This window comes from Enterococcus sp. AZ194 (genome assembly GCF_051713825.1).
Taxonomy (GTDB): domain Bacteria; phylum Bacillota; class Bacilli; order Lactobacillales; family Enterococcaceae; genus Enterococcus_K.
Genome location: NZ_JBIOQR010000001.1, coordinates 1,000,998 through 1,026,501, shown reverse-complemented (window position 1 = coordinate 1,026,501; position 25,504 = coordinate 1,000,998). Strand labels below are relative to the sequence as shown.

The 25,504-nt window shown below is 37.7% G+C and carries 29 protein-coding genes and 1 pseudogene; 6 read left to right on the top strand and 24 right to left on the bottom strand.

The annotated features are described in order from the left end of the window. Positions 1-261 precede the first annotated feature (261 nt). The 6 genes from IGI37_RS04870 to IGI37_RS04845 form a co-directional block, all read right to left on the bottom strand. The gene (locus IGI37_RS04870) at positions 262-387 is read right to left on the bottom strand and encodes a hypothetical protein (protein ID WP_438760314.1); all 126 of its coding nucleotides are present in this window, start codon (positions 385-387) and stop codon (positions 262-264) included. Positions 388-776: 389 nt separating this feature from the next. Further along, entirely contained in the window at positions 777-1,592 is an 816-nt protein-coding gene (locus IGI37_RS04865; protein ID WP_438760313.1) for a DUF975 family protein, read from the bottom strand. A 20-nt stretch (positions 1,593-1,612) separates the two neighbouring features. Next, on the bottom strand, positions 1,613-2,695 hold the full coding sequence (locus IGI37_RS04860; protein WP_438760312.1) for a M42 family metallopeptidase: 1,083 nt from the start codon (positions 2,693-2,695) through the stop codon (positions 1,613-1,615). Positions 2,696-2,929: 234 nt separating this feature from the next. Further along, a complete protein-coding gene (locus tag IGI37_RS04855) occupies positions 2,930-4,978 on the bottom strand; it encodes an FtsX-like permease family protein (protein ID WP_438760311.1) in 2,049 nt (682 codons plus the stop codon). Next, the gene (locus IGI37_RS04850) at positions 4,968-5,735 is read right to left on the bottom strand and encodes an ABC transporter ATP-binding protein (RefSeq protein ID WP_438763585.1); all 768 of its coding nucleotides are present in this window, start codon (positions 5,733-5,735) and stop codon (positions 4,968-4,970) included. Before IGI37_RS04850 ends, IGI37_RS04855 begins: the two co-directional genes overlap by 11 nt. A 213-nt stretch (positions 5,736-5,948) precedes the next feature. Further along, a complete protein-coding gene (locus IGI37_RS04845; protein WP_438760310.1) occupies positions 5,949-6,323 on the bottom strand; it encodes a YccF domain-containing protein in 375 nt (124 codons plus the stop codon). 383 nt (positions 6,324-6,706) lie between these two features. Between IGI37_RS04845 and nrdD the strand changes: the two genes are divergently transcribed. Both nrdD and nrdG read left to right on the top strand, forming a co-directional pair. After that, positions 6,707-8,899 (top strand): anaerobic ribonucleoside-triphosphate reductase, encoded by a 2,193-nt coding sequence (gene nrdD, locus IGI37_RS04840; protein ID WP_438760309.1) that lies wholly within the window; start codon positions 6,707-6,709, stop codon positions 8,897-8,899. 148 nt (positions 8,900-9,047) lie between these two features. Beyond that, the gene (gene nrdG / locus IGI37_RS04835; RefSeq protein WP_438760308.1) at positions 9,048-9,650 is read left to right on the top strand and encodes an anaerobic ribonucleoside-triphosphate reductase activating protein; all 603 of its coding nucleotides are present in this window, start codon (positions 9,048-9,050) and stop codon (positions 9,648-9,650) included. 216 nt (positions 9,651-9,866) lie between these two features. Here nrdG and dinB read toward each other — a convergent pair whose 3' ends face one another. The 8 genes from dinB to IGI37_RS04795 all read right to left on the bottom strand — a co-directional run bounded on the left by dinB (position 9,867) and on the right by IGI37_RS04795 (position 14,783). Then, a complete protein-coding gene (gene dinB / locus IGI37_RS04830) occupies positions 9,867-10,991 on the bottom strand; it encodes a DNA polymerase IV (protein WP_438760307.1) in 1,125 nt (374 codons plus the stop codon). A gap of 155 nt (positions 10,992-11,146) precedes the next feature. After that, positions 11,147-11,728, bottom strand: a complete 582-nt coding sequence (locus IGI37_RS04825) for an IS630 family transposase (RefSeq protein WP_438760306.1) — start codon at positions 11,726-11,728, stop codon at positions 11,147-11,149. Continuing rightward, entirely contained in the window at positions 11,652-11,855 is a 204-nt protein-coding gene (locus IGI37_RS04820) for a helix-turn-helix domain-containing protein (RefSeq protein WP_438760305.1), read from the bottom strand. The genes IGI37_RS04825 and IGI37_RS04820 overlap by 77 nt, the downstream gene beginning before the upstream one ends. Then, positions 11,825-12,088 carry a helix-turn-helix domain-containing protein gene (locus tag IGI37_RS04815; protein WP_438763584.1) on the bottom strand — a complete coding sequence of 88 codons (264 nt, stop codon included), beginning with the start codon at positions 12,086-12,088 and terminating at the stop codon, positions 11,825-11,827. The genes IGI37_RS04820 and IGI37_RS04815 overlap by 31 nt, the downstream gene beginning before the upstream one ends. 222 nt (positions 12,089-12,310) lie before the next feature. Further along, a complete protein-coding gene (locus tag IGI37_RS04810) occupies positions 12,311-12,487 on the bottom strand; it encodes a hypothetical protein (RefSeq protein WP_438760304.1) in 177 nt (58 codons plus the stop codon). Between the two features lie 24 nt (positions 12,488-12,511). Beyond that, on the bottom strand, positions 12,512-12,964 hold the full coding sequence (locus IGI37_RS04805) for a lanthionine synthetase LanC family protein (protein WP_438760303.1): 453 nt from the start codon (positions 12,962-12,964) through the stop codon (positions 12,512-12,514). Between the two features lie 48 nt (positions 12,965-13,012). Further along, the gene (locus IGI37_RS04800) at positions 13,013-13,885 is read right to left on the bottom strand and encodes an ABC transporter permease (protein ID WP_438760302.1); all 873 of its coding nucleotides are present in this window, start codon (positions 13,883-13,885) and stop codon (positions 13,013-13,015) included. Beyond that, the gene (locus tag IGI37_RS04795) at positions 13,878-14,783 is read right to left on the bottom strand and encodes an ABC transporter ATP-binding protein (protein WP_438760300.1); all 906 of its coding nucleotides are present in this window, start codon (positions 14,781-14,783) and stop codon (positions 13,878-13,880) included. The genes IGI37_RS04800 and IGI37_RS04795 overlap by 8 nt, the downstream gene beginning before the upstream one ends. Positions 14,784-14,990: 207 nt before the next feature. On the opposite strand from IGI37_RS04795, the gene IGI37_RS04790 reads away from it, so the two are divergent. Then, a complete protein-coding gene (locus IGI37_RS04790; protein WP_438760298.1) occupies positions 14,991-15,233 on the top strand; it encodes a helix-turn-helix transcriptional regulator in 243 nt (80 codons plus the stop codon). An 857-nt stretch (positions 15,234-16,090) separates the two neighbouring features. Here the strand turns inward: IGI37_RS04790 and IGI37_RS04785 are convergent. After that, positions 16,091-16,207: a transposase domain-containing protein gene (locus IGI37_RS04785; RefSeq protein WP_438760296.1), complete on the bottom strand. Its 117-nt coding sequence runs from the start codon at positions 16,205-16,207 to the stop codon at positions 16,091-16,093. Positions 16,208-16,367: 160 nt separating this feature from the next. Between IGI37_RS04785 and IGI37_RS04780 the strand changes: the two genes are divergently transcribed. Further along, positions 16,368-16,580, top strand: a complete 213-nt coding sequence (locus IGI37_RS04780) for a transposase domain-containing protein (protein ID WP_438760295.1) — start codon at positions 16,368-16,370, stop codon at positions 16,578-16,580. Between the two features lie 263 nt (positions 16,581-16,843). Here the strand turns inward: IGI37_RS04780 and rsmI are convergent, their stop codons facing one another. The 9 genes from rsmI to dnaX form a co-directional block, all read right to left on the bottom strand. After that, positions 16,844-17,719, bottom strand: coding sequence for a 16S rRNA (cytidine(1402)-2'-O)-methyltransferase (gene rsmI / locus IGI37_RS04775; protein WP_438760294.1), 876 nt, complete (start codon positions 17,717-17,719; stop codon positions 16,844-16,846). A 103-nt stretch (positions 17,720-17,822) separates the two neighbouring features. Further along, positions 17,823-18,170: a DNA replication initiation control protein YabA gene (locus IGI37_RS04770; protein WP_438760293.1), complete on the bottom strand. Its 348-nt coding sequence runs from the start codon at positions 18,168-18,170 to the stop codon at positions 17,823-17,825. Further along, positions 18,163-18,990: a PSP1 domain-containing protein gene (locus tag IGI37_RS04765; RefSeq protein ID WP_438760292.1), complete on the bottom strand. Its 828-nt coding sequence runs from the start codon at positions 18,988-18,990 to the stop codon at positions 18,163-18,165. The genes IGI37_RS04770 and IGI37_RS04765 overlap by 8 nt, the downstream gene beginning before the upstream one ends. Positions 18,991-19,022: 32 nt before the next feature. Continuing rightward, a complete protein-coding gene (gene holB, locus IGI37_RS04760) occupies positions 19,023-19,964 on the bottom strand; it encodes a DNA polymerase III subunit delta' (RefSeq protein ID WP_438760291.1) in 942 nt (313 codons plus the stop codon). 13 nt (positions 19,965-19,977) lie between these two features. Continuing rightward, entirely contained in the window at positions 19,978-20,307 is a 330-nt protein-coding gene (locus IGI37_RS04755; protein WP_438760290.1) for a cyclic-di-AMP receptor, read from the bottom strand. 14 nt (positions 20,308-20,321) lie between these two features. Next, on the bottom strand, positions 20,322-20,966 hold the full coding sequence (gene tmk / locus IGI37_RS04750; protein ID WP_438760289.1) for a dTMP kinase: 645 nt from the start codon (positions 20,964-20,966) through the stop codon (positions 20,322-20,324). Between the two features lie 62 nt (positions 20,967-21,028). Next, positions 21,029-21,625 (bottom strand): recombination mediator RecR, encoded by a 597-nt coding sequence (gene recR / locus IGI37_RS04745; protein ID WP_438760288.1) that lies wholly within the window; start codon positions 21,623-21,625, stop codon positions 21,029-21,031. Between the two features lie 109 nt (positions 21,626-21,734). Beyond that, a complete protein-coding gene (locus IGI37_RS04740; protein WP_438760287.1) occupies positions 21,735-22,049 on the bottom strand; it encodes a YbaB/EbfC family nucleoid-associated protein in 315 nt (104 codons plus the stop codon). A 12-nt stretch (positions 22,050-22,061) separates the two neighbouring features. After that, the gene (gene dnaX / locus IGI37_RS04735; protein WP_438760286.1) at positions 22,062-23,813 is read right to left on the bottom strand and encodes a DNA polymerase III subunit gamma/tau; all 1,752 of its coding nucleotides are present in this window, start codon (positions 23,811-23,813) and stop codon (positions 22,062-22,064) included. Positions 23,814-24,098: 285 nt separating this feature from the next. On the opposite strand from dnaX, the gene IGI37_RS04730 reads away from it, so the two are divergent. Together IGI37_RS04730 and IGI37_RS04725 are read left to right on the top strand one after the other, a co-directional pair. Continuing rightward, positions 24,099-25,331 carry an SPFH domain-containing protein gene (locus IGI37_RS04730; RefSeq protein WP_438760285.1) on the top strand — a complete coding sequence of 411 codons (1,233 nt, stop codon included), beginning with the start codon at positions 24,099-24,101 and terminating at the stop codon, positions 25,329-25,331. An 18-nt stretch (positions 25,332-25,349) separates the two neighbouring features. Further along, a pseudogene (locus IGI37_RS04725) lies at positions 25,350-25,494 on the top strand (TFIIB-type zinc ribbon-containing protein); the annotation flags it as partial. Positions 25,495-25,504 lie beyond the last annotated feature (10 nt).

Sequence of the window (25,504 nt, the reverse complement as noted above, 5' to 3'; positions counted from 1 at the left end):
TTATTGCTACCTAATAGAAAGGTGTCGTGCGTCTCTTTCTACCATGCAAGTATTCAGTTAAATTAAATAGGCTAGATCATATGTTGAAAAAAAGTATATGATCCAGCCTATTTTTATTAAAAAAATAGGTTGCAGAACTCTTTTAACGTAAGTGACTAATAAAATAGTACCTAAACGCCAAATAGCCCAAGCCTTATACTAAGATTAGGTTATTTGGTCTATTTGTACGTGGGTTGTACATAACGCTTGAACGTCTGTTTTTTAGGAAAGTAAGACATCCAACCCTTCATCTGATACAGTTTCCATATTTGGCACACGATCAAATAGGGATTCTATATACCGAATCAGGTCGAGACCAGTAGCCACTGCCGTTCGATAGATAATCAAAATCACCAGCTCTTTTATGTGATGCTAGGCCACTAACGCTGGGAAGAAAGAACTGGCTTCAGTCAAGTGGACAGGCCAATGCCATCTACTTGAGTCTTGTCGCAACAGCAAAGGCGAACGACTTAAACTCCAAAGATTACCTGACGTAGCTTTTCCGACAGCTACTGAATAAACCGTTCCTTGAGAATCCAGAAATTCTTTATGAATTTTTGCCTTGGTCGGATTCTATGCAGACTACTTGTAAAAGATTGTCTCGCAAAGAAACGAAAAAGTAAAAAATAGCTTGATTTCTGCCAAAAAAATTGGAGAAACCAGGCTATTTGTGTTGCCCTTCAATTACTCACTAATAAAGTTTACTTCGGGCTTACTTTTGTTCTTGTTTTATCGACCTATCTGCCAATTGATAATTCTTGTGGGTTGCCTTTTTGCTGACGTGCCTCATCATAAAAAGCTGAAGTGCAGACGTTTTGATAAGCCATCACCCAAAAAACACCAACAACTAAGCAGATTGTCCCTAGAATATACCAGCCGATAAATGACAGTTGTAGCAATAAATATTGTCCCATGCGATCTTTTAATAACAACCATGCATAACGAAGGGCTTCAATGATTGTAAGGTGTGGAAAGTCCATTTTTGCTAGAACAGTGAACCGGAATACAGCTGAGATTAAATAAGTTACAATAGCGACCACGATAAAAAATAGTACTGCAACAACAACCAAACCGATACTCACACCATTCATCATAGAATCAAATGCTTTAATTTGTGTATAAGCTGATTGAGTAGAAATAGTAATTGCAGCATAGATTGACGCCCCTGCGATTAAAAAGACTGGAATCAATAAAATGAAACCAATAATTAATTGGACAACTGTTTCAAGCAAATTGATTAATAATAATGGAAAATAATATTTACTTTGAAAGACACTAAAAATTTGACCAATATTGGCACGTCCACCACGGATAACAAACAAACCTACATAATAACTGCCATAAGTAAAAGCAAATAATATGAAAATTGAAATCATCCAATTGAAGATCTCATTTTGTGGCGACTCTGGTGGATAATTTGAAAGGCTGGTAACAATTGATGTCACAATGACTGTTGTCAAACCAATCATAAAGAAAACGCCCGCGTTTACGCCCCATTGACCTGCTAGAGCTTCTTTCGCTCTTCTTTTATATTCTGAAATACTAACTTTCATTTTTTCTCCTTATGTTCTTTCTAGTAACTTCTAAGTTCTTCGACTGTTTCTCTATCCAATCGGCGAACCACTTCTGTGACTAATTTGACTGTATTAAAATAATCGTCTTCATGAATAACTGACGTATGAGAGTGCAGATAACGAACCGGTACGGTAATGGCTACTGAAGGAACCCCATCACGCGTTAAATGCATTTGCCCCGCGTCTGTTCCACCGCCTGTAATCACGGTGTATTGGAACGGAATCTCTAATTCTTCAGCCACACGAATCACAAAGTTCAATAATTTTTTATGAGGGATCATTGATGCGTCAAAAATAAGAATTTGCGGTCCTTCTCCTAAAACGGAATCTGCTTCTTTTGCTGTCATTCCAGGAGTATCCCCTGCTGTTCCTGTATCCAAAGCCAAGGCAACATCTGGATTAACTAAATGGGTACTCGTTCTTGCACCGCGTAAACCAACTTCTTCTTGCACATCGCTTCCAGCAAACAAGACATTTGGATGTTCTTCTTTTGATAAGTTTTCTAACACACGTAAAGAAACAGCTGTTCCAATTCGATTATCCCACGCTTTTGCTAACAAGAATTTGCTATCATTCAGACGTTTATATTCGATATAAGGCGTCACCATATCGCCTGGGCGAAGGCCCCAACCTTTTGCTTCATCTGCACTTGAGGCACCAATATCGATAAACATATCCTTGATGTCGTATGGTTTATTACGAACAGCCGGTGTCAAAACGTGTGGTGGTTTCGATCCAATCACCCCATGGATAATTTTACCCTCTTGCGTTTTAATCTCTACTTGTTGGGCCAACATCACTTGTCCCCACCAACCGCCAAGCGTTTGAAATTCGATAAAGCCTTTGTCCGTAATTTTGGTAACCATAAACCCAACTTCATCCATGTGACCTGAAATAAAGATTTTAGGTCCGCCTCCTGTCCCAGAATGTTTAGCAATTACACTACCTAGACCATCGAAAAAGATATCTTCTGCGTATGGTTGTGCATATTTTTTAAAGACTTCGCGAACCTCTTCTTCATTTCCAGGAACGCCTCTAGCGCTTGTTAACTCAATTAGTAAATTTTCCTCTTTTTTATTCATCGAAAAAACTCCTTTCTTCTCTTAAAAAGTATATCATGCTCCTCAAAGAATGATAAGTGTTATCGGGTTCTTTTATTTGAATCATGTGGTTCTATTTCGGCTCGTCAGCTCCATTGTACTCCGATGACTCCAGAGTCGCTCGCCTATAAATTAAAGTTCACAGATTCCCCTACACGCTTTTAAGGAGTTCTGACATGACTCCTAGTGACAATCCTTATCGAATAATTGGCCTATTTATTTTTCAACAATCTTGCCATAAAGTAAAATAGTTAAGACATAAAAGAAACTATAGACAATCACGAGTAATCCACAGAAAAGATAGGCTAACCAATAACTAGCTTCAGACACCAGCTCGCTGAAAAATCGGATAGCAAAATAGGCATGCAAAAACCCGATAATCATCGGTGTAAAAAAAACGCGCGCATTTTCTTGATAGATAAAATGGTTTAATTGTTTTCTTGGAATCCCCATCTTCTTTAATAAACGATAATTTTCACGCTCTGAACTCGCTTCTGAAAATTGGCGAAGCATCAAGATACTTCCGGTCGCAATCATACAAATCATACCGATAAACACAGCTACATAAACCAAAATCCCCATCTGCCGTCTTGCTGCACGGATATTTGGATGCCGGTTACTCAGATTTAAGCGTAAGTAACTCAACTCTTCTTCCTGACCGTTTTTGGTTACAGGTTTAATTGAGCCAACTAAGCCTGATTGACTGGCACGATAGCTAGAGACAATTTCGTTGCCCCAGGTTTGTGTCAATTGACCATCCAATTCTTTGCCCAATCGCTCCTCATCTTTTGCTGAAATATTGATTGAATCCACTTGGTAGACAAGGCCTTCTGCTTGATTAAAGACTTCATCTGAAACAACACAAGTCATGCCTGCGCCCCCCATATATCGAAGTAACGAGTCGCCTAAATAATCCGGCTGACTCTTCTGGTAAACAGCCGCAATATTTCCCGAAAAGAGGATGTCCGACCCGTATTGTTCAAATCCATTAAGGATCGTCTTCAAACTATCCAAAATCACCACATGCTTTTCATCGACCAAAGAAACCTCTGGCAACTTGGGATTGATTTGTTTAAATGATTGATACTCTTCTTCTGAAATCAAGTTAGAAACCGTGACATACGTGTCGCTCTCATCTCCTAGCGAGGTCGTCACTTCTGCAGCAACAGCCTTATAGGTCAACGACACTTCAGCTAAAATTGGGGATTGGTTCTCAGCAAGAACCTGTTTAACCCTGCCGACATCCTCTGAGCGAACTTGAAAGGAAGCAGGGTTATCAATTTGGATAGTCTTCATTGCCACTGAAACAAAAAAGGCCGTCCCCCCAATTGAGGCCAACGAGATACCTAAAATAATTGCTACCCACGCCATCATCCGCCAGTTTTTGGCCAAATGAACCTTTGCATTCCCTAAAGAGAGCACATGCAAATCTTTGTACGCGCGATTTCTCCAAGAACCGGCCAAATAATAGATGACTTTCATCGTTTGACCAAAAAACAGATACGTCCCTATCACACATAACAGAAAAATCAGAAACGGCATCCCAAGAATCCAACCGTAGCTATCTGTTAAGAGAATCATTTTCGGTAAGACATGACGGATGTATGTTGATAGGCCATATCCGGCGCCCATCATCACCACACCCAAAAAGCCAAATAGAAACGTCCAGCCGGTCACTCGAACTTTTTTTGTTAATGACCGGCTTTTTCGTTTAAAAAATCCATTTAGCTGATATTGAAAAATCATTAAGGTACTTCTAATTGAAACCAGTAGTAAGATAAAGAAAAAGACCACAATCGTATTTGAGATGGAGGGCCAAGAAATAAAAAAGTCGCTGCCGACTGATAAGTCCATTGCCTTCACTAAAATCATCGAAAACAACTTAGAGAATACCACCCCAAAAAAGACACCCACAATTAAGGAGATACTGCCCAAAACCATCGTTTCACAAAAAAAGAGTGCAGATATTCGTAATTTACTCATCCCAAAAAGTCGATACAGACCAACCTCTTTGTAGCGTTTATTAACAAAAAAACGGTTGGCACTCACCATAAAAAACAAAATGACGAGAATCACCATAACACTACCCATTCGTAAGAAGCTTTCAATCCGCACATCTTGACTGGCCCGGCGCAACAACGGCTGGTCATAAGTCATCGCACTGAATGAATAATAAATCATCACCGCGATAGCCATACTTACAAAATAGCCAAAATAGACTTGTAGTTGTCGGAAAAAACTGCGCGCGGCTAATTTATAAACCATTCAGCTTGCCACCTCCACCAATTGCTGCTTGCATATCGATGACTTTATTGAAGAAGTCTTGGCGGCTCCCTTTACGAACAACCTCTGAAAAAATTGCCCCATCTTTAATAAATAAGATACGATTGCAAAAGCTCGCTGTATAAGGATCGTGAGTCACCATAACAATCGTCGTATCTTCTTGTAGATTAATCTCCGATAGATAGTGGAGCAATTCTGTTGCTGCTTTTGAATCCAACGATCCCGTGGGCTCATCGGCAAAGATAACACTTGGCCTAGTTACAAGCGCTCGGGCAGCCGCAATACGTTGACGCTGACCGACAGAAATTTCATCTGGATATTTATCTAAAACAGCCGTCACGTTCAAAATTTCGCAGACCTTTTGAATTCGCTGATTAATTTCCTCTGTGGGAATCCGATTCACGGCTAGCGGCAACACAATATTGTCTCTATTGGTTAGGGTGTCTAATAAATTAAATTCTTGGAAAATAAAGCCTAACTCTTTTCTTCTAAACGAATTTAATTGATCCTCTTTCATCCGTGTAATATCGCGTCCATCAATTTGAACACTACCGATAGTTGGTAGGCTAATCGTTGCAAGAATGTTCAACAGAGTGGTTTTCCCTGCGCCACTAGGCCCCATAACTCCTACAAATTCGCCCTCTTCAACCCTAAAAGAAAGATTATCCAAGACTTTGGCGTGATTGCCTTTATTTCCATAGGTCTTGCTCAAATGTTTGACATCAATCATCGTTTTTATAGGGACCCCTCCTCATGATCAGTAGATAGTAGACAAAAAAATTTGCCTGTTTGTTCCGCTCATTCTTTTTGATTGTTTTTTTATCATGGTAGCACATTTCAGCGCATCCTAACAGTTAACGTGACTTGCAAAAAAGGAACACATTGAAAAAAATATTCGTCAACTCGTGCAACTGAAACTGGCTAAACGCTCACTTATTTCAGGAGCTAAGCTTTAGTATCTAGTAGAAAGAACGACTTGCGCACCAAACGGCATGAGCGCCAATTTCGCTAGTTTGAATGATTGTAAGCCAAACGGAATCCCAATCACGGTGATGCATAAAAGCACGCCACTAATACAATGAGCTACAGCTAACCAAAAACCACTGAAAATTAGCCAAAGAAAATTGACAAGAAATGAGACGGTACTGGCACTATAAACAACCTCTTTTCCAAACGGCCAAAAGCTCAAGTCTGCTAATTTAAAACATTGCAGGCCAATCGGAATCCCGACAATCGTGATACACCAAAGCACCCCTGCTGCAAACCACGTCAGTCCACCGACAAATCCGCCAAAGATAAACCAAATTATATTTCCTAAGCACCCCATTAAAACGCCCACTTTCTTCTATTCATATAAATAGTATACTATAAAACCACCTGCTCGTTTTCTTCGACTGAAAAAGGCAGCTTCCTCTTTTAAACAAAAATTGGTTTGTACAGACGACCTCCTGATGAAAGCCTTTCATTTATTTCTGGCAAATGGTATTCAAAAAAATAATTTTTTTGCTAAAAAAAGGTTGAAAATTTACACATCTTATGAAAGCTATCACAAAACCAATAACCATGAGTTTTCATAAATTTTCAATTCTTGTGCACACTACATATAGTGTGCACGATTAATTTTTTATCTAAAAAAACACTATATCTAGTTGATACTTCCCGTAAATTGTTTTATGATGTTAATGAACAAAAAATTAGGAGTGAATACAAATGATGGAAATTAAAGAAACGAGTGCACAAGATAAAGCAGAACAAACTCGTTTATCAAGTATGAAAATTATCAAGCGCGATGGCCGTCTAGTCGATTTCGATGATCAAAAAATTTATGATGCGCTACTAAAGGCAGAACAAAAGCTAACCAATGAATTGACTCCTCTTGCACATGAACGTATCCAAGATATTGTGGACCGTGTGGATCAAGAAATTGTCGAACGATTCAACCAAAATATCAAAATTTACGAAATCCAAAATGTCGTTGAACATATTTTATTAGAAAAAAATGAATATCAACTGGCTGAAGAATATATCAATTACCGAACTCGTCGTGACTTTGAGAGAAGTAAATCGACAGATATCAACTTCACTATTGGCAAACTAATTAACAAGGATCAATCGGTAGTTAACGAAAATGCCAATAAAGATAGTGATGTTTTTAACACACAACGTGATTTAACAGCTGGAATTGTTGGTAAATCAATCGGCTTAAAAATGCTTCCTCCTCATGTAGCTAACGCCCATCAAAAAGGAGACATTCATTATCACGATCTTGATTACCATCCATATACTCCTATGACCAATTGTTGTCTAATTGATTTTAAAGGTATGTTAACTAAAGGCTTCAAAATCGGTAATGCAGAAGTAGAGTCGCCAAAATCAATCCAAACCGCTACTGCACAAATCTCGCAAATCATTGCCAATGTGGCTTCTAGCCAATACGGCGGATGTTCAGCTGACCGAACAGACGAATTACTTGCGCCTTTCGCTGAGTTGAACTATCAAAAACATTTGAAAGACGCTGAGGAATGGATTGAAACGCCAGAACGCCGTGAAGAATATGCTAAATCAAAAACTCGAAAAGATATCTTTGATGCTATGCAAAGCTTAGAGTATGAGATTAATACTCTCTTCACTTCAAATGGTCAAACACCTTTCACCTCTCTTGGATTTGGCTTAGGAACAAGTTGGTTTGAACGAGAAATTCAACGAGCAATTTTACAAATCCGAATCAATGGTTTAGGTAGTGAACATCGAACAGCGATTTTCCCTAAACTAATCTTCACGTTAAAACGTGGCGTAAATATGGAGAAAAATGACCCTAACTATGAAATTAAAGAGCTGGCTTTAGAATGTGCAACCAAACGTATGTATCCAGATATTTTAAACTACGAAAAAATTGTTGAATTAACAGGTAGTTTCAAAGTGCCAATGGGTTGTCGTTCATTCCTTCAAGGATGGAAAGACGAACAAGGCGAAGAAATTAATGTCGGCCGCATGAACTTAGGTGTTGTCACATTAAACTTACCTCGAATTGCACTTGAAGCAAATGGGGATGTTGACAAATTCTGGTCTTTACTTGAAGAACGTCTGGGAACGATGAAGGATGCCCTTGTGTATCGTGTCGAACGTTGTAAAGAAGCAACGCCTGCCAATGCACCAATTCTTTACATGTATGGTGCATTTGGCAAACGTTTGGAACGCAAAGACTCCGTTAATGAGTTGTTCAAAAACCGCCGTGCGACAGTTTCAATGGGTTATATTGGTCTTTATGAAGTTGCCTCTTCTTTCTTTGGCGGCGAGTGGGAAAAAACACCTGAAGCGAAAGAATTTACATTAAGTATCTTGAAATCTTTGAAAGCTCATGCAGATGCGTGGAGTGATGAATATGGGTACCATTTCAGCGTGTACTCAACACCTAGTGAAAGCTTAACTGACCGTTTCTGTCGATTAGATACAGAAAAATTTGGTCTTGTTGAAAACATTACGGATAAAGATTACTACACAAATAGTTTCCATTATGATGTGCGTAAGAATCCAACACCTTTTGAGAAACTTGATTTTGAAAAAGATTATCCTGCTTATTGTTCGGGTGGTTTTATTCATTATTGTGAATATCCAGTACTTCAACAAAATCCGAAAGCACTTGAAGCGGTTTGGGATTACGCCTACGATAAAGTTGGCTACCTAGGAACAAACACACCGATTGACCATTGTTACGCATGTGGGTTTGAAGGAGACTTCACACCAACTGAACGTGGCTTCGAGTGTCCTGAATGTGGTAACCATGATCCGAAAACATGTGACGTAGTGAAACGAACTTGCGGTTACCTTGGAAACCCTCAAGCACGCCCAATGGTTCACGGCCGTCACAAAGAAATCTCTTCACGTGTTAAACACATGAAATAAATTCGAACATTTTAGAAACAAAAAAGATAAGGAGTCAGGATAATTGATTGCAAGTCACTTGTGTCAAACAAAGACACTGTAAGGCTTTCAACTTATCCTGGCTTGCCTTTTATACGAAATTATCCTGTTGAAGAAAGAAGTTTTCCCTATGAATAATCCTCAACCAAAAGAATGGCTCTCACAAGACTATAGCCAAAACTATATTGCTGATTATAAAGCTTTTAACTTTGTCGATGGCGAAGGCGTTCGTAATAGTTTGTACGTTAGTGGTTGCTTATTTGCTTGTGAAGGCTGCTTCAATAAAGCCGTTCAAAATTTCCGATATGGCAAACCATTCACCCAAGAGTTAGAAGAGCAGATTATCACGGATCTAACCCCTGACTACATCCAAGGATTAACACTACTAGGCGGTGAGCCCTTTTTAAATATAGAGGTCTGCCTCAAAGTGGTCAACCGAGTTCGTGACACATTTGGCACAACCAAAGATATCTGGTCTTGGTCTGGTTATACTTTTGAAGAACTCTTATTAGAATCTGAAGACAAACTAGAATTATTACAAAAAATTGATATCCTCGTTGATGGTCGTTTTGAACTTTCAAAGCGCGATCTCAAGCTGCAATTTCGTGGGAGTAGCAATCAGCGTATTGTTGATGTCAAGAAGTCGCTAGAGGCTCAACAAGTCGTACTTTGGGACAAATGTACGGATGGCAAAGAGACCTTCGAACAAATCAAAAAAGCCGATTTAATTTAATTATCAAAAAAGAGAATCGTTACGCGGATTAGGCGTGACTGATTCTCTTTTTTGATAATTAACTGTATTCGATTGATCCGATAATTTTTGAAAAAAGATGGCACTATTTAATACTGCTAAATCTTCGGGCTTTGTGACATTTCCAGCCTGCTTCTACTTGCCAAAAGATGAGTCTTTTTATCGGATCTTCAAAAATTCAAAACCATACTCACCCACTCAGTTTTTGTCTTCTTTCTCCCATAGAGGTAAGACTATATTTTCATACGACATTGGATCAAGATTGGTCACGGTAATTCCTAACAATCGAATCCCTTTTTCGACACCCAAAACATCTTCCCAAATAAGACTCGCTTCATGAAAAAGAGCTTCCTTTTTATAAAGATATTCTGGTAAAGTGACACGCTTTGTGACGGTTGAATAATCCGTATATCTAACCTTAAGAACCACTGTCTTCCCATGCTTTTGAACCCGCCGCAACGAATTTTCAACACTTTCAGAAAGCTTCCTCAATTGCCCCAAGACTTCCTCTTCTGTCTGTAGTGGCGTACCATACGTGTTCTCTCTTCCTACTGATTTTCTATCTCTGGTCACACTCACTGGTGAATTATGGATACCACGAACTTTTCGATACAAAGAATAGCCCATTTTACCAAAATAACGAATCAAGTCCATCTCACTTTGTTCATATAAATCTGCACCTGTAAAAATCCCAAGCTCATTCATCCTAGGCACCGTTTTTTTCCCCACCCCATGAAACTTCTCAATCGGCAAGGCCTTCAAAAAAGCAACTGCATCCTCGGGCATCACAACGGTCATTCCCTTGGGCTTTTGGTAATCAGAAGCAAGCTTAGCGATAAATTTATTGTAGCTGACCCCAGCAGAACAAGTCAGTCGTAACTCCTGCCAAACATCTCGCTGAATCATGCGGGCAATCTTAATCGCCGACTTGGATTGAACTTTATTTTCAGTCACATCTAAGTAGGCTTCATCAATCGACATTGGCTCAATTATGTCAGTATAGCGAGCGAAAATTTTTCGAATTTCTTTTGATATTTCTGTATATTTTTCATAACTTCCTGGCTTAAAAATAGCCTGTGGACACAGCTCAAATGCCTTCTGCGCACTCATTGCAGAATGAATCCCATATTGTCGCGCAATATAATTAGCCGTTGTCACTACCCCACGCCCACCAGTATCACTAGGATGTCGCGCAATAACTAACGGATGACCCACAAGCTCCGGATGATCCCGCTCTTCAACAGCCGCAAAAAAAGCATCCATATCGATATGAATAATTTTTCTAGAGGTATCATTTTTCAATGGAAAGCGCATCTCTACCACTATTGTCACCCTTTCTATTCAGTCAACTATCAGAAGTGTTCAAATCTGTCCTTCTCATTATAATGACTCACTTCATTATAATACAAACATCCGTTCCCGTTCAATCTTTCTGATTAAAAATTTTGAAATAGATAGTTTCTGTTAATAAACAAGCATTAAAGGCACAGCCGATCAATCGTTTCTTTTGGAATGGTATTTACCCATCGAACAAATGTACGAACGGCTATTTTAATTTGATAATATTTGGAGAAAAAAACGTTGTTCACACAGGTTTCCTTGAGCCATTTCCATAGCTCTTCAATGGCATTCAAATTAGGGCTATAAGGTGGCAGAAAAAGGAGACGCAATCGGACATTTCTCCTCAAAAAATCTTGTAAAATTTTGGCATGATGGACTCTTGAGTTATCTAAAACCATGACGATAATTCCTGTAGGATACAATTTTAGAACATTTTCAAGAAATCCTTGGAAAACCTTTGCGTCAAATGTGTCACTTTCTTCCACATAAACGGCACCTGTTTCGTAATTCAATATTCCTGTAAGCTTGACGCTGTAGTGTTTTCCGTACGTCTTAATCTTCTTTTGTTGACCAATAGGAAACCAAGTGGCTTGTAACGCTTGATAATCACGTATAGTGGATTCATCTTCAAAGAGCAGGTGCTCAATCTCCCCATTTACGAGTTTTTTTTTCAGCTTCCAGTTGCTCCAAAAATTCGGCTTGTTTCTCTTTATCGGCATTTGCTAATACATAGCTAGGCCGCGTATGACTTAAGCCAATTTGATGCATTTGTTGCAGAATACTGCTTTCTTTATAATCTATGTTATACGTTTCCTTTAACCATTTTGCTGCAAGCTTACCGTCCAATTGTAGCGACCTGGAAAACCGACGTCATGAGGGACATAATCACGTATGACATCGTATAACGCTTGACTCTGTTCTTTTGTCATGAACGGTGGACGTCCAGATTTTTTTTGGGGAACGAGTGCAGTAAGTCCCCCTTGTAAATAACTATTTATATAGAATCCTACAGTTGTCTCGTTCAAGTGAAACATTCCAGCGATTTCTTTATTTTGCTTCCCTTGCATACTTAAATCAATGACTTGGTATTTTTAGTTTTAGTCTTGTATTTTTAGTTTCTCGCAACTGAGTGCGGATTTCTTCAATTTGTTCAGGAGTATAATGTTTTATTTTCATGGGAGAAACCTCGTTTTAGTTTCATTTTACCATGGATGGCAAGCTTTAATTTGAAATGCGTTTTACTTTACGGGAACTATATATTAAAAGAATATACCTTAGGTATCACTTTCTTTATTTACCGTTTACTTATTTATTGTCGGATTTTTTTTATTTTTGTCATCATTACATTTTGAATCATCATCCTGCTTTTCATCTAAATTCAGAATATCATCAACAGTATCTTTATCTAAGAATGCTCCTAATGCTTGTGCAATTTGCTTTGATTGTCTCATTATAAAATCATTATCCTCAATAGGCATAACAACCCTCTTTCCCATTATTTTTTAGATTAGATACATTTCTTCTAACAATTTTTTGTCTTCTTCATTTTGGTACTTAAAGAGGTTCAAAATTATTATTGAGATGAAACCGTCAATATGGTTATAGATACCTAGTATATCTGAATTAATAATATCAAAATTCGATATGTAATCATTCATTTTTTTTCTTATCTTATTGAGTTTTTTACTAGACACCAGTTCATTTTTTTCTAGAATATAAGAACTGCCTACTAAGCCATGACAAAAATTCATGTCTCTACATTCTATTTCCTCTTGTTGATAAAATTGATTTGCTAACTCCTTAAGCCAGTTGGCAGTTTCTTTATTGTCATAAACTTTTGTAGAATACTTGATTGCATTAAAAATACTCAGTGTTCCATAGCACCATGATAAATAATTTAACTGTAAGTCATCAAGAAAACCAACAGTCTTTATACCTACTTTTATTCCAGGCATATATATTTTTTCATCAATTTTAACTTGGGATTCTAATTTAGTGTGCTTTTAATTTTTTCTGAAAATTAACTTTTCAGAAAAATTAAGAGCATTTTTATTATAAATTCTCATAGATATGAGAATAGAAATAACAGAATAAAATAGTAACAAAACAACTGATAGTATAATCGCCCCATTATCTACATTTGTACTAGCTAATCTTGCTGGCATAACAAATGGTGAAAAAAATGGTAGCTGTGAAGCAACTTTGACAACTAAACTATTGGGAGATGTATTGGCTAGCCACAAACCAATGTATAGCCCTATTAGAGCTACTGTAAGTATTGGATTTGCAGCATTTGAAACATCTTCTTTTTTAGTAACTAATGAACCAAACATAGCTGCTATAGTGGTATAAGATATTATGCCTAGAATCAGAAAAAGAACATTCCAGATATTGACCACCTCAGCCAAACTCATAAAGATTTGAGTCATACTTCCACCATTCTGGTCTATAGAATCAAAGATACGAATGCCGATTAGAAATATAAGAATATACCCTATTAATTGTAGTAACCCTATTAGAAATACCCCAACTAATTTTCCTATAAAATATCTTTCAGGAGGCACACTAGTCAATATAATTTCCATTAACCTAGACCCTTTATCTGAACCAATCTCTTGAGCAATAATGTTGGCACAACTTCCTATAAATAAGAAAATTATTAATGTTGAAAAAATAGGAATAATTTTTTCTCTAACTTCTTGGCTGTTATTAATTGCATTTTCTATCATGGCAAAGTTCATGTTCTGATTTGAATACACCACAAAAATTATAATAAAACCTAAAAAAATTAATGGAAGGAACATAGTAATTAAAAAACTTTTAGATGTCACCCTTTTTTTAAAGGTTTTCCTAACGACAACTACAGATTTATTCATCCCTATTCACTACCTTTCGAAAGATTTCATCTAAAGTTGGATAACCTTGACAAAAGGTTGTTATATATTGATTATTTGAAACTTCAAAAAATATTTTTTCTCCAACTTCTTCATCTTTCAAAGTAACTTTAAGCGTTTCTGAATCATACTCAGTAACTTTAATAATTCTATCTTTATTGTTCTCAAGAACATTTCTTACAGCTTTGTTATCTGTAATTATCAAAGTCTTTCTCCCAAAATTTTCTTTTATTAATTTCAAGTCATCATTCAGTAAAACTTTACCTTTATCAATAAGGATCAATTGATCACATAGCTCTTCGACATGATCCATATTATGACTTGAAAAAATAATATTAGTTTCACTGTCATTTTTTAATTCTAAGATTTTTTGTTTTAATAAATGTGAATTGACTGGATCTAACCCGCTAAACGGTTCATCCAAAATAACTAATTTTGGTTTATGAATTAAAGTGGCTAATAATTGTATTTTTTGTTGGTTTCCTTTAGATAAAATTTTAACCTTATCTTTTTTAGAACCTTTCACTTGTAAAGCATCCATCCATTCATCGATTAGACCAAGTGTTTCATTTTTTGTTTTATTTTTTAATTGAGCTAAGTAAATAATATGCTCCTCAACAGTCATCTCACCGTCAAGACCTCTTTCTTCTGGTAAATATCCTATCTCATCAGTATTAATATTATTTATTATTTCACCATTCCATAATATTTCACCATTGTTTGATTCTATTAAATTCAAAATCATACGAAAAGTTGTTGTTTTTCCAGAACCGTTAGTACCAATTAATCCTATGATTTTAGATGGTATCAAATTAAAAGATAAATCTTTTATAGCTGTAACTGAGCTAAAACTTTTTGAAATATTTTTCACTTCCAACAATGTTCTCCACCTACCTCATAGTTATTTATGGATAATATTTTTAACCTTTGCTTTATATCCTTTTTTCTTGTAAAATACAACGTGTACATTTTTTTACAACCTACGTTAACTTTTATAAAGACAAAATTATAAATTTTATAAGTTGACTTTACTTTTTATTGTCTTAAGTCTATTATAATTTACTCATGATTGCAAGAGGTGATTTTTATGAAAAAAAAATTTGATGATTCAATTGGTAATAAAGTATATGATTTTAGAGTTCTAAACAGAATGTCTCAGACAGAACTTGGTGAAGTAGTAGGTGTTTCTAAACAAACAATCTTTGTTATGGAAAAAGGGAACTATGTACCTTCTCTTTTAGTTGCATATAGAATTGCTAACTTTTTTAAAGTAGAAATATCAGAGATTTTTGAATATATTGATAAGGGGGAAACAGATGATATCAACTAGTTTTATAATCAATTTGTCAAATAACATTAATTCATGGTTAGCTGAAAATGGGGATAAGTTTATAGATATACTAACTGCTGTTTTTGTTTTTATTTCTGTATTATTGATTTCAGGGATATTTTTAATATTGTATAGAATGGGAGATGATGAACGAACTGATTCTCTAATCTTTAAAATCGGTACTTTTTCTCTTTTGATCTATGTATTTCTAAATAGTATAGTTGTCAATCTCAACTTAACACATTGGAAATTATTCTTGACTGTGAATTTATCCCTTACTGCGTTAACAGGGTTTATTTATACCGTAGTTAAGTATTACAAATTTTTAAAATAATGGAAAAAGCTAGGGAAATATTTGCATTTTTGCATACTATGCCCCTAGCTCTTTTATTTTCATAAATTCAGATAGTCTCTATCACTAACTAAAAGATTTATTTTTATTGCAATGGTAATTATTTGTAAGCGCCTAATAACTAGGTACCTACAATCAAGCAACATCTCCGAGCATATTTGGCTTATCAAGTAAATTGGAGGTGTTTGTTTGCCTAAGACAAACGAAATTGTACCCATCCAGCTTCATACGCTGCCAGACCAGAAACAAAATTAAAAAATAGCGAGTGCGAAGCTAGCTGCACGAATAAAAAGAAAAGATGATTCTGAAATACATCTATATAATGTTATCAGTAGTTATATTGTAAGCCCGAAGTAAACTTTATTAGTGAGTAATTAAAAGGACAACACAAACAGCCTGGTTTCTCCAATTTTTTGGCAGAAATCAAGCTATTTTTTGCTTTTCCGTTTTTTTGCGAGACAATCTTTTACAAATAGTCTGCATAGAATCTGACCAAGGCAAAAATTCATAAAAGAATTTCTGGCTTCTCAAGGAACGGTTTATTCGGTAGCTGTTGGAAAAGTCGCGTTAGGTAATCTTTAGGGTCTAAGTCGTTTGCCTTCGCTGTTGCGACAAGACTCAAGTAGATGGCATTGCCTGTCCACCTGCTTCGCTTGTTGACTGAAGCCAGTTCTTTTTTCCCAGCGTTAGTAGTCGAATGACTTGCTCGGCCAATTATCCTAAATTAAGGATAAGCAACGGAGCGTCACATAAAAGAGCTGGTGATTGGACGAAAAAATTACATGCATTCCTATAGCTTAGAAGGTGCACGAACATCAGGCGTGATTTTTAGTATCTATCGAACGGCAGTGGCTAATGGTCTCGACCCGATTCGGTATATAGAATTCCTATTTGATCGCGTGCCAAATATGGCGACTCTATCAGATGAAGGGTCAGATGCCTTATTTCCCTGGCAACTAGACGTTCAAGCGTTATGTACAATCACTTACAAATAGCCTAAGCTTAGTATAAGGCTTGGGTTATTTGGCGTGTAGGTACTATTTTATTAGGCACTTACCTCGTTTATCAGATTTCCCCTTAGCAAAAATGAAGAATTGTAGCCAAAATTCCTTCTTTTTTTATTAGAAAATTGTGTTACATAAAAGACTAAAAATTGGTGAAACGGGTCATCAGAGAAAACACACCATTACCTAGTTTCTTGGCAAAAAAAGGTGCGGATGGGGAGTGATTTTATACTCACTACCCATCCATACCTTCTTTATTCGTTTTCAAGTTCATGATACACGCGATAGACGTCTTGTTTTTTCAGACTATTTTCTACGGCTACTTCCTTTATTGCCGCTTTTGGGGAAAGGCCCGTTTGAATTTTCAACTCAACCTGCTCTTTTAGACTGCCTTTAGGTTCATCCTGACTAATCTGTGCCCCATCATTTCCAGAAACAAGTAGACAACACTCGCCTTTAATTTCGGTGTTCTCTAAGTATTCAATCAGCTCATCAACTGTCCCTCGCAGATACTCCTCATGAATTTTTGTCAATTCACGACAAACTACGGCGTTTCTTTGTCCCCCAAACACTTCTTGCATATTTTTTAGGGTAGCCGCAACTCGGTAAGGTGATTCATAAAAAATCAAGGTGCTTTCCTGTGTGTTCAGTTTTGTTAAAGCTGCTTGTTGTTCCTTCTTCTTTCTTGGCAAAAAACCATAAAATAAAAACGGCTGAGGCAATAATCCAGAAGCAATCAAAGCAGTCATCCCAGCAGTCGGTCCAGGCAAAGAAACCACAGGAATATTATTTTCAATACAGGCCAAAACTAACTCATGACCTGGGTCACTTATAGAAGGCATCCCCGCATCGCTGACTTGAGCAATCTGCACGCCAGATAGAAGTTGTTCCACAAGCTGTGGAACACGTTCTTTATAATTATGCTCATGTAGACTCTTTTGAGGAACTTGTATTTCAAAATGATTTAGTAATTTTTGGGTATTTCTGGTGTCCTCACTTGCAATCAAATCCGCTGATTTTAGGGTTTGAACCGCCCGAAAAGTCATATCCTCAAGGTTTCCTATAGGGGTTGGTACAAGGTAGAGTGTCCCACTTGTCTGGGGTCCTTTAAAACTTTTTTGTTTGTTCATAAAGGCTCTCCTTTCATTTGTTTTTTAGAGTTATCCACAAAAAAAGTTGAGATGAACAATATAGATTCAGTCTCAACCTTTTGATTTCCCATCAAACACTCGTTTATTTGATACTTTCTCGATAAATGACCTCAAGACAAAATGCGCAAGGTTCGTCATTTTCACGACGAGAGCCATACAAATCATAACAAACATGGAAGCCTTCTTCATAGATTTTTTCCAAGTTCATCCGTGATTTTGAAAGGGCCTGCTTCATTTTTTCAGAAGGTGCTTCTGCGACTTGATTCAACTCGCGTAAATGCTCACGTAAGCGTTGATTTTCCATCTCTAATGTCGTATTTTTTTCGACGATTTCATGGAAGCCCTCTTTAAGCTCCATAAGCTCAGTTAATGTGTTACGTAATTCTGCTTCAAGCTGAGTTAAGCCGTCATAAAGGGAACGTTTATCCATGAATGTCACCTACTTTTGCGGTAGCTTCTTTTAATTCTTCATAGTCATATTCGACAGGCGTCTCTTTTCCGACTAGACGGACTTTGATGACACGACTTAATAAATTCAAGCCGACAACGCGTCCTTTACCATCTGGCGTTTCAATTTCCTTACCATAGTCTGGTAATTCTTTTTTAGCCTTCTCATATTCATCGTTTTCATATTTTAGACAACACATCAAACGACCACACAATCCAGAGATCTTTGTTGGATTCAAAGACAGACCTTGATCTTTTGCCATCTTAATTGAAACGGGAATAAAATCACCTAAAAAAGTCGAACAGCATAACTGACGTCCACAAGGTCCAATACCACCCAATATCTTGGCTTCATCACGTACACCAATCTGGCGCAACTCAATTCGTGTCCGGAAGATCCCCGCCAAGTCTTTTACAAGCTCACGAAAATCAACACGCCCGTCTGCTGTGAAGTAAAAAATCATTTTACTCCGATCAAACGTATACTCTGCACGAATCAACTTCATCTCTAATTCATGCGCTCTAATTTTCTCTTTAGCCACTTTAAAGGCATCCGTTGCATCTACTAGATTTTGTGCTTCTTTCTCCAATTCCTGTGGAGAAGCTTTGTGTAAGATTGGCTTTAATTCATCTGGTAAATCTTCTACGTTCATCTCTTTTTTGGGAATGGCAACTGTCGCTATCTGTTTGGCTTGCTGTGATTCAACAAGAACTTTATCGTTGTAAACATACTCTGATTTCCCAGGAGTAAAATAATAGATATGTCCTGCTTCACGATATCGGACTCCTACAACTTCTACCATTTTCATCCTCCTTCATCAATTCGTTAGTTAATCTATTTATAAATAATTCTCAATGCGAGTTGTTCAGCTGTGCTCTGAAAAGAAACATTCGTTCCTAATTTTTGCTCAGCTTGTAAAATGAGCTCAATCACTTGATTTATCTCTGCAATTTCTTTTAAAGATCTCCCAGAAGCTTTCTCCAAAAGCAGCTCTTGATAGAAAAATAAAAGCATACTAAATGATTCGATTTGTTGTGTTTTTTCTTTAAAAACCTTTAGTAATTTTTTTTGCACATAAATAAATGCTTGCGGATCTGCTTTTTTCAGATAATTAAACCATTGCTGAACAGAATCCCTAGCTTCATTAAACCATTCATTTTGCGAGATTTCAACTGCTTTATCGAAACTATTTGTTAAGGAAGATAAAAGTTTTGCTGTCTGTAGACCCAAGCCATTTTCTTTTAGTTTCATTTGTAATAATTCTTTGGAAAGTGGTTGAAAATGCAAAATCTGACAACGTGATTGAATCGTTGGTAAAATCCGTCCGACAGAGTCTGTTTCTAAGATAGCTAGAAATAACCCTACTGGCTCCTCCAAAAATTTTAATAAACTATTGGCTGCACTACTATTCATCTTATCTGAATCCTTGATAATGAAAACCTTTTGTTTGGTCTCAAACCCACTCGTCGCAAATTCTGACTGTAGCTTACGGATTTGATCCACCTTAATTGTTTGGCCATCCGGTTCAACAATCTGAACATCAGGATGCTCATTTCTCTGGATTCTTTGACAATTATTACACTGTTCACAAGGCTGGTTATCTTTCAAATCCGTACAAAACAAATGCTTAGCAAGCCATATACTCGCTTCATGTTTTCCTGTGCCTGTCTCACCTTCAAAAAGATAAGCATGGGCAAGACGCCCATGCTCAAAGCTTTTTTGAAGTTGCGTAAACACAATGGGTTGATTCTTTTCTAGAAATTGCGCTTCTCCCATAATGTTCTCCTTCTTAATATTGATGGAATCCTTCAACAGGAAGAACAAAGACCGTTGCTCCTCCAACTTCAACCTCAACAGGATAAGGAACTTGGCCATCCATAGAAATATCTAATGTCACTGGTGTTGAAACATATTGTTTTCTAGATTGACAAGTTTTTTTGATTAACTCAAGTGTGTCTTCCACTCGTTCATCATCAATCCCGATAATAAATGTACTGTTACCGGCTTTAAGGAAACCCCCAGTTGATGATAGTTTCGTTGCACGAATATTTGAATCAATAAACTCATTAGCCAAACGATTACTATCCTTATCTTGAACAATAGCTAATATGATTTTCATACGTAAACACCCTCCTATTTAGTAAATTTCTCTGGATAACGACTGACAATTGCTTGAAAACAAGCTTCAATAACATTCAATAAGTCTTGTCGCGCATCGATTTTGGTAATACGTGTCGGATTTTCTTCCACTAGTTTTAGATACGCATGACGCACCCGTTGATGAAATTCTAATCCTTCTGAATCCAGACGATCCATTTGATGCGTTCGATGTTGAGCGATACGGCGAAGACCTGTATCAGAATCCACATCTAAATATAATGTAAAGTTTGGTGAAAGGCCTTCTGTTGCAAATTCATTCATCTCAGCAATCGCTGCAACACCAATTCTGCGTCCAGCCCCTTGATAAGCAAGAGAACTATCTACAAAACGATCACACAAGACAATCTTTCCTTCATTTAATGCTGGAAAAACTTTTTCCACCAAATGTTGACGACGAGCAGCCGCATAAAGTAATGCTTCTGTTCGTTCATCCATCGCATCATTTTTCGGATCCAAGATAACTTGACGAATTTTTTCTGCAATAGCTATTCCGCCAGGCTCGCGGGTTTTGATGATTTCTTGATTGGTTAATGCTTGTAGCCTTGGGTAGAGTTCTTCGATTACACTTGTTTTTCCTGCGCCATCTGGTCCTTCAACCGTGATAAATAGTCCGTCCACGTTTTTGCCTCCATCTATCCAATACCTCTCTATTGTACTGGAAAACATATTCAATTGAAAACTTATAACTCTCGGCGACCTTCAACCGCCTTTAATAATGTTACTTCATCTGCATATTCAATATCACTACCAACAGACAATCCATGGGCCAAACGTGTAACTTTAATGCCAGCTGGTTTAATTAAGCGCGATAGATACATGGCTGTCGCTTCCCCTTCTGTTGTCGCATTTGTGGCAATAATAATTTCTTTTACTTCTTCATCATGAAGGCGTTGAATGAGTGGCGCGATATTAATATCTTCTGGGCCCGTCCCCTCCATCGGTGACAACACGCCATGTAAGACGTGATACAGCCCGTGAAACTCACGCATTTTTTCCATCGCCATAACATCTTTTGGCTCTTCCACAACCAAGATCATACTTCTATCTCTTGTTGCATCCTGACAAATTTCGCAAGGATCTTCCTCCGTGATGTTTCCACAGATACTACAAAAATGCAAATCACGCTTAACACTTAATAAGGATTTAGCGAACTCGTTGACCACTTCATCCTTCATATCAATCGTATAAAAAGCTAATCTAGTCGCTGTCTTTTGCCCAATTCCAGGCAATTTCATATAACTATCAATCAACTTAGCGATTGGTTCTGGGTATTGCATGGGCGTACGTCTCCTTACATTGATTGTTTGATTTTTTCACTTATTTCAGTCGTTTGTCTCAACAGGTTCATGCACTCTTTGGAGATCCTTCAGACAAATGACGTGTTGTTTAGAACCCTGGCATACCTTTTGTATATTTACCCATGGTTTGTTCTGTCTCTGATTCAACTTTAGAAAGGGCATCATTTACAGCCATAATCACCAAATCTTGCAGCATATCGCTGTCTTCTGGGTCAATAATTTCAGTATTAATTTGGATGTCCTTCATTTTTCTATCACCAGTGAACACTGCTTTAACTAATTGGTTTGTAGCTTCGCCAACAAATTCTTTCTCATTTAAAGTTTCTTGTGCCTTCACCATTTCTTTTTGCATCTTTTGAACTTGTTTCATCATGCCTTGCATATTTCCCATGCCTCGCATCATTATACTTCACTCCTAGTCATCAATAATTGTAATCAGTTCTTCACCGAAAAATTCTTTTGCTTTTTCCACGGCCACTTCTTCTTCAGAAGGTCCGCTTGTTTCTATCTCCTCTTCAGGTGAGATAAAGGTTTCTGTTGGTTTCTCTTGATGTTTGTTTTGACGAACATACGACTGTCTGATTTCAGGCCAGCTTTCGCGCGTAATATAAATCGCAGTCGGCGCATAATTCGCAATCATCCGACTGATTGTATTACTCAACATCAGAGATAACTCTTCATCGCCCGTTGCTTTTTGACAAACAATATCATATTCAAAGGCAATCACCAAACTATTCGGTCCGGCTGCAACCGGCTCACTTGATTTTAGCATCGCTCGTTGCGTCACTGACATCGCCATCAACACATCGTCCCAAACATTCTTGATATTCAATAAATCCTGTTTGGTTGCTTCTGCTAAAACTTGGAAAACCCGTTCAGTCGGTACACGGAAGCTGGATTTTGGTGCCTTCGCTTTTGGTTTAGGCGCTGCCTGTTCCGCCGCGTGTCCGCCACCAGTTTGTTTTAAGGTCTGAACTTCTTTTTGTAGTGCTGTTACCTGTGCTTGCAATTGATGTAGCTCAGCTGAATCAGCTGGTTGAACATTTCCCTCGACACTTGCAGAAGAACTTTGTACCACTGTCAACTTGTTTGGTGTTGCTAGTTTGACTGTCGCTACCTCTAGATAAATCGTGGCATTGTTCGTAAAACGAACTTCATTTTGTGTCTCGCTTAAGATTTGAATCATTTGATAAAGCGTTTCTGGTGCAACTTGATTGGCTAACTCCTTAAAGGCCTCCGTCAAATGACCTGATTTTTCAGAAAGAAGCTGTGGTGCTTGTTGATACATCAGTAAATCACGACAATACAACAATAAATCTTCTAAAAATCGACGTGCTTCTTTTCCTTCTGATAGAATTTGTTCCAAGTAAGTCAACGCTTGCTGCACTTCTTTGTTCACACAAGCCCCGATATACTGATCCATCATCTCAAAAGTCAGACTACCTGTGACTTGCATCGCATTTTCTGTTGTAATCGTGCCATCGCTAAAGGAAATTGCTTGATCGAGAATACTCAACGCATCCCGCATGCCTCCCTCAGCTGCTCGAGCAATAATGTAAAGCGCCTGTTCATCAAACGACACTTGAATTTCATTGAGAATATGCGTCAAATGATCAACTATATCCTGTGCATTGATTCGTTTAAAATCAAATCGCTGTGTTCTTGAAATAATCGTTAAGGGAATTTTATGCGGCTCAGTGGTCGCTAAAATAAAGATGACATGCTCTTTTGGTTCCTCTAATGTTTTCAGTAATGCGTTAAATGCGCCCGTTGACAGCATATGCACTTCATCGATGATATACACTTTATACGCAGCCTTTGTTGGTGCATAGTTTGCGCGGTCACGAATAAAACGAATCTCTTCCACACCGTTATTACTTGCCGCATCAATCTCAATCACATCTTCTTGACTACCTGCAGTAATCGATTGGCACATCTCACATTCGTTACAAGGTTCCCCGTTTTGACTATTGGGGCAGTTAATCGCCTTGGCAAAAATCTTAGCTGCACTGGTCTTCCCTGTTCCCCGAGGACCTGTGAATAAATAGGCGTGGGAGGTCTTCTTTTGAGTAATCGCATTTTTTAATGTTTGAGTAATTGCTTTTTGACCCACAACATCATCAAACCGTTGCGACCGCCAGACCCGATAGAGCGCTTGATAAGCCATAATGGACCCCTTTCTTAGAAAATTTCACTAGTACACATTATACGTGATTTATCTTAAAAAAACTACAAAATGGAGAGAATCAGCATAAAAAATTTACATTTTTTTGCTGAAAAAGATGAAGCCATTTTTGACAAAACACTTTTGATAAAACTGTTCTAAGCAACCACTCAAATTTTTAATCACCCAATGAGAATTTTTAACTTGTCAGCCTTCCGACCTATTAGCAAACGAACTTGCTGTGTTATAATGTGACTAGCATTAAAATTGATTTTAGGAGGAACTTTCATGGGAATTATAAAAGCTGCAACAAGTGCAATCGGCGGAGGTTTGGCAGATCAATGGCTTGAGGTCATCGAACCTGCCAACATGAGCGATACAACTGTTATGACAAAAGGGGTTAAAGTCCGTCGTAATGACAAACGTGGATCAAATAATAAAGGAACAGATGATGTGATTACAGATGGTTCCGTTGTTCATGTCTATCCAAATACAATGATGCTTTTAGTCGATGGTGGCAAAATTATCGATTATACTGCAGAAGAAGGCTATTATACTGTCAAAAATGATTTGGCTCCTTCTATGTTTAACGGCACCTTAAAAGAAGCTGTAGCAGAAACTTTTTCACGTTTCAAATTTGGTGGTGTGACGCCACAAAGTCAAAAGGTTTATTACATTAACTTACAAGAAATCAAAGGAATCAAGTTTGGTACACAAGCGCCTTTGAACTATTTTGACAATTTCTACAACGCAGAATTATTCTTGCGTGCACATGGGAACTATTCGATTTCTATCGTTGACCCCATTCTTTTCTATACGAATGCCATTCCAAAAAACAAGAGTCAAGTTGAGTTAGAGGACATTAACGAACAATATCTGGCTGAATTTTTAACTGCTTTACAAGCGGCAATTAATCAGATGTCAGCAGACGGGCAACGAATTTCTCACGTGTCTTCTAAGAGTATGGAATTAAGCAAATACATGGCTGACGTTCTTGACGATAGCTGGCGCGACCTTCGTGGAATGGAAATTCTATCTGTCGCTGTAGCAAGTATTTCATACACAGATGATTCTATGAAGCTAATTAACATGCGAAATGAAGGCGCAATGTTGGGCGATCCTGGCGTTCGTGAAGGTTATGTTCAAGGTTCAATCGCTCGCGGAATGGAAGCTGCTGGTAAAAATGACGCCGGCGCTATGACTGGCTTTATGGGCATGGGTATGGGCATGAATGCAAACGGCTCTTACCTCACACAAGCTTCTCAAAATAATCAACAAGCCCAACAACAGGCTCAAGCACAAAACCAGGCTGGTGAAGCTACAGACACATGGACTTGTAGCCAATGTGGTACAGAAAACACAGGTAAGTTCTGCACCAATTGTGGTACGCCAAAACCGGCAGCCGCTTCTGGTTTACAAATGAAATGTAACGACTGTCATGAAGTAGTTGACTTAGGCCATGGCATTCCAAAATTCTGTCCACATTGTGGCAAACCTTTTGTCGGGGTTCCTCTCGACTAAAGAAAGGAAATAGTAAAGATGGAAGTTCTTACACATAAATGTCCCAATTGCGGCGGCCCTTTAACTTTCGAGCCAAAAGACCAAAAATTTCATTGCGACTTCTGTTTAAGCATCTTCACAGAAGAAGAAGTCAGTGAATATGAAGCAAAACAACAGGCAGCGTCAGTCGGCGG